Annotated in this window: 3 protein-coding genes; all 3 read left to right on the forward strand. The window is 43.9% G+C overall.

Annotated elements, in window-relative coordinates:
- Positions 1 to 1,017, forward strand: a 1,017-nt coding sequence (locus H6A60_RS10965) for an SLBB domain-containing protein (RefSeq protein WP_205104551.1), incomplete at its 5' end; no start/stop codon positions are given.
- A 2-nt stretch (positions 1,018 to 1,019) separates the two neighbouring features.
- Positions 1,020 to 1,586 carry a hypothetical protein gene (locus H6A60_RS10970; protein WP_205104553.1) on the forward strand — a complete coding sequence of 189 codons (567 nt, stop codon included), beginning with the start codon at positions 1,020 to 1,022 and terminating at the stop codon, positions 1,584 to 1,586.
- A gap of 13 nt (positions 1,587 to 1,599) precedes the next feature.
- On the forward strand, positions 1,600 to 2,312 hold a 713-nt coding region (locus tag H6A60_RS14440), incomplete at its 3' end, for a glycosyltransferase family 2 protein (protein WP_205104556.1).

Genomic DNA, 2,312 nt, shown 5'->3' on the forward strand with positions numbered 1-2,312 from the left:
CTCTATCTCTTTGCGCTTCAGGGGAAAGTGCCGCAGCTGCGTCTGAAGAACGGGGACGTGATTCTCGTCAATGAAAAGGGGGTGAGCGTTTCGGCCTACGGGCTCCTGCGAGAAGAAGCCCAGTACGAATTCTCGAAGCCCGCAGCGGCAAAGGGATCGGGCCTTATTGAACTCGCGTCGCCCTTGAAGAACGTTTCGCACGTAAGCGTAACTGGCACGCGCAACAAGGCGCCCTTCAACAAGTACTTCACGGTTGAAGCGTTCAAGGACTTCAAGCTCGCCGACGGCGACATTGTCGAATTCGTTGCGGACAAGCCGGGCGAAACGATTATGGCGACGGTTACGGGTGCCATCACGGGTGCGTCCCGCTATCCGGTGAAGAAGACCGTGAAGCTGCGCGACCTCCTTCGCCAGGTCGAAGTGGAGCCGGAACTTGCGGCAACGGATGCCGTCTATCTGCGCCGCAAGAGCGTTGCGCGCGACCAGAAAGCGGTGATTCAGGACTCGCTCCATCGACTCGAAAAAGCGGCGCTGACGGCGACGTCTGCAACGCCTGAAGAAGCGACCGTTCGAGTCGAGGAAGCGAAGCTCATCCAGGACTTCGTGAAGCGCGCATCGCTTCTTGAACCCGACGGCGTGATTGTGGTCTCAAGAGGCGGTCAGGTGAACGACATCTGGCTTGAAGACGGGGACGAAATCGTCATTCCGCAGAAGTCGAACGTCGTTCAAATCACGGGCGAAGTCGTAATGCCGAAGTCGATTGCTTTTGAAGAAGGCATGAGCCTTGACGACTACTTGGCAGCGGCGGGCGGTGTTTCCGACAGAGGTGATGAAAAGCACATTCTCGTTGCAAAGCAGAACGGGGAAGTTGGACTTGCCGAGCATCTCGGCATAAATGCAGGGGATCGGATTTTGGTTTTGCCGAAGGTTGACGTGAAGTCGATGCTTTTGGCGAAGGACCTGATGACGATTGTTTATCAGATTGCTGTGGCAACTAAGGTTGCAGTCGACTTATAAAAATGCTTCAAGTAACAAATTTAAATAATAAGAGCGTAGCCGTTATTGGAGAGTTAATTCCGACACTCGAAAAAACGGATTTGGTATCGCTTTGCGATGCATCTTCGATTTTCTTTTTCGGGAAAAAGAAAGCAAAGGAAAGTTTGGAAAACAGTTTTAATAAAATAGAAACGTATAATAAACCGAACGTTTTTCATTTCTTGATAAGCGAAAAGAAGAAAGACACTTATGCATGGCAACTCTTCAAATTATTGAATGACAAGAAGGATTTAAAGTTCGATTTTGTAATGTACAAGGGAAATCACTCATTCGATATCGATGGCGCCGCCATGCCTTTAATAGTTCGTTCATTAAAAGCTGGCGGAATAATAGCAATTGCAGATTCAGAATGGTCGATTGCAAAAAGTCCCACAATGAATCCTAAAGCCAATCCGAATATTAAGAAAGAATATACAGATGATCAAATTCAGACATGCCCGATAAAAGAATTAATATCGTTTTATTTTAAAAATGAATTTATTGAAATAAAAATAAACAAACCTAATCTTCGCGTGTTTAAAAAGCTTTGAGTGGGAGTTAAAAATGCTTTCTGTAATTATCCCGGCATTCAATTGTGAAAAAACTATTGCGGCATGTGTAAATAGTCTTTTATCGCGAAAGACTCTCAACAAAGAGATTGAAATAATCATCGTTGATGATGGATCAACAGATAATACGAGAACAGTAGCTGAAGATTTGAAGAAGCAGCATAAGCATGTGAAAGTTCTCGCACAAGAAAATAAGGGTGCCGGCGCTGCACGAAATCTCGGTATAGAACACGCCGAAGGTGAGTATCTGTGGTTTATAGATGGAGACGACGTCGTAAACGAGAATTCGATTAACGTTATCTCATACGAACTTTCTAGGTATAAACCTCAAATTCTTGTATTCAATTACAAGCTCTTCGATGAATCAAAGAATTCATACATTGCAAACTCTAACAGAGACACGAATATTTATAAGTCTATACCAACAGGCAAGACTTTCGATATCAATCAATTTCCAGAACTTCTGGAAGCGATTAGCTACCCGTGGAATAAAGTTTACGAAACTTCATTTGTAAAAGAAAAGAAGCTCGCATTTTCAGAAACAATTGTTAATAATGATATTTTCTTTAACGTAGCTTCATTAAGTTGCGCAAAACGAATTGTTAAAATTGACGACGCCTTGTACACCCATTTTGTAAATAAAGTGGATGGTCAGTTAACCCAGATTTTTGATAAAAGACGATTAAATCCTGTCTCTTATACACATCT

It is taken from the genome of Sutterella massiliensis (genome assembly GCF_016899755.1).
Lineage (GTDB): Bacteria > Pseudomonadota > Gammaproteobacteria > Burkholderiales > Burkholderiaceae_F > Sutterella > Sutterella massiliensis.